This window comes from Roseitalea sp. (assembly GCF_984466335.1).
Map to the genome: position 1 here is coordinate 1 of NZ_CFIFWG010000248.1, position 2,479 is coordinate 2,479.

The following is a 2,479-nucleotide window of genomic DNA, read 5'->3' on the forward strand; positions in this document are numbered from 1 at the left end:
CGAGCGGCGAAAAGAAGGTCAGTTCCGCCCCCAGCGCCCGCCAGCCGTCGATAAGGTGCCGATAGGCGAAGGCGAAGGCGACGTCGCGCGCCACCGCGATTCGCTGGCCGAGGGGGGGAAGGCGGCGCGCATCAACGCCCTCATCTTGAGGTGCGAGGCGGCCATCGCCCTCCTGCGACGGGGCAAGCCCCCCAAGCGCATCCAGATCACAACAGCGCGCCATCACCGTTCCCGCATGGGCGATGAACGCTTCGAGCGCTTCATGCTCGCCCGCCTGCACCAGCCCCAGATGGCGCGCGGGCAGCGCGAGGGCGGCATCGTTCGGCACCGCCCCCAGCACCGGCATATCGAGCGGCGCGAGCGCCCTGCGCAGCATCGCCTCGTGCCGCGCGCTGCCGACACGGTTGAGGATCACGCCGGCGAAATCCAGCGCCGGCCGATGGTCGCGATAGCCGCCGACCAGCGCGGCGACCGAATGGGCCATGCGCGACGCATCGACGACGAAGACGACCGGCAGGCCGAGATGAGCGGCCAGATCGGCCGCCGCGCCCGTTCCGTCCGCCGCGCCGTCATAAAGGCCCATCATCGCCTCGACGACCAGCAGCCGGCCCGCGCCGTGGTCCGCTTCCAGCGCCCGCAGCAGGGCGGGCCGCATCGCCCATGGGTCGAGATTGACGCAGCGCGCGCCGCTGGCCGCCGCATGGAAGGCCGGATCGATATAGTCCGGTCCCGCCTTGGCCGGCGCGGGCGCACGGCCCGCATCGCGCAGGGCGCGCAGCAGGCCCAGCGTGACCACGGTCTTGCCGCTGCCCGAATGCGGCGCGGCGACCACAAAGCGGTTCATCCGGCGGCGTCGCGCCGGCGCGCGCCCAGCGGATCGGCATCGAGCACGCGCCCGCAGGTCAGCGCCCCGAGCCAGTCAAGCCCGGCGCGCAGGCGCACCACATCGCCGACGACGACGATGGCCGGCGGCTCCATCCCGGAGGCGGCGACATCGGCCTCGGCGCGCGCCAGCGTGGTTTCGAGCACCTTTTGGCTGTCCGTCGCCGCATGGCAGACGAAGGCGACCGGCTCGGACGGCGCCCGGCCGGCCGCGACAAGCCGCGCGGCGATCGCGCCGATATGCTTCATCGCCATATACATGACGATGACGGGCGACCCCCCGGCCACATGCTCCCAGTCGATCGCGTCGGGCACGAGCCCGGACGAATCATGGCCGGTCAGGAAGGTGACCGCATGGTTGGTGTCGCGATGGGTGGCCGGAATGCCGGCATAGGCGAGCCCGCCTATGCCCGCCGTCACGCCCGGCACGATGCGGAACGGCACGCCGTGGGCGGCGAGCGTCAGCGCCTCCTCGCCGCCGCGCCCGAAGACGAAGGGATCGCCCCCCTTGAGGCGCAGGACGCGCCTGCCCGCGCGCGCCAGTTCGACCAGCCGCAGCGAGATGTCGCGTTGTTTCGGCGAGGGCTTGCCGCCGCGCTTGCCCGCATATTCGCGCGCCGCGCCCGCGCGCGCCAGCTCAAGGCAGCGGGGATCGACCAGCGCGTCATGGACGACCACATCGGCCTGGGCGAGCGCATGCGCCGCAAGCAGCGTCAGAAGGCCCGGATCGCCCGGCCCCGCGCCGACGAGCCAGACATGGCCCGGCTCGAAGGCGGGCATGGATGAGGACATTGTGTCTACAACTGGTTGCGTCATTGCCGAACGAGCATCTTCATGTGGCTTTGCGCCTCCCCTATAAGGCAGCGATGACCCGCGCGCCACCGCACCCGCCCGACGAGGCCGACACCGGCAGCCGCAAGCCCGAGGGGCCCTTGCGGCGCGGCTGGACGACGGGCGCCTGCGCGACGGCGGCGACAAAGGCGGCGCTGACCGCGCTGCTGACCGGCGACTTCCCCGACCCGGTCGCCATCACCCTGCCCAAGGGCGAAACGCCGGCCTTCGCGCTCGCCCGCGAGCGGCTCGGAGACGGTTTCGCCGAGGCCGGCATCGTCAAGGATGCGGGCGACGATCCGGATGTCACCCATGGCGCCATGGTGATCGCGCGCGTTGCGCCCGGCGCGCCGGAAAGCGGCATCACCTTTCACGCCGGCGACGGGGTCGGCACCGTGACCTTGCCTGGCCTGCCGGTGCCGCCGGGCGAAGCGGCGATCAACCCGGTGCCGCGCCGCATGATGGGCGAGGCGATCGAGGCCGTGTGTTCCGAGCACGGCATCGCGCCCGACTTCGCCGTGACGATCGCGGTGCCCGGCGGCGCCGAGATCGCGCAGAAGACCTGGAACCCGCGCCTTGGCATCGTCGGCGGCATCTCGATCCTGGGCACGACCGGTATCGTGCACCCCTTTTCCTGCGCGGCGTGGATCCACTCGATCCATCGCGGCATCGACGTCGCGCGCGCCGCCGGGCTCGACCATGTGCTCGGCTCGACCGGCTCGACGTCCGAGGACGCCGCGCAAGCGCTCTACGGTCTTGCCGACAT

At 72.2% G+C, this 2,479-nt stretch carries 3 protein-coding genes; 1 reads left to right on the forward strand and 2 read right to left on the reverse strand.

Annotated elements, in window-relative coordinates; genetic code table 11:
* Both AC5E6L_RS15145 and cobA read right to left on the reverse strand, forming a co-directional pair.
* A partial coding sequence (locus AC5E6L_RS15145) for a cobyrinic acid a,c-diamide synthase CobB (protein ID WP_491774411.1) occupies window positions 1-844 on the reverse strand: 844 nt, incomplete at its 3' end.
* Window positions 841-1,662, reverse strand: coding sequence for a uroporphyrinogen-III C-methyltransferase (cobA, locus tag AC5E6L_RS15150; RefSeq protein WP_491774413.1), 822 nt, complete (start codon window positions 1,660-1,662; stop codon window positions 841-843). The genes cobA and AC5E6L_RS15145, both read right to left, overlap by 4 nt.
* An 86-nt stretch (window positions 1,663-1,748) precedes the next feature.
* On the opposite strand from cobA, the gene AC5E6L_RS15155 reads away from it, so the two are divergent.
* On the forward strand, window positions 1,749-2,479 hold a 731-nt coding region (locus AC5E6L_RS15155), incomplete at its 3' end, for a cobalt-precorrin-5B (C(1))-methyltransferase (protein WP_491774415.1).

Excerpts from the sequence above, each read along its gene's own strand:
- cobA (WP_491774413.1), bottom strand. The coding sequence starts at position 1,662 with ATGCCCGCCTTCGAGCCGGGCCATGTCTGGCTCGTCGGCGCGGGGCCG.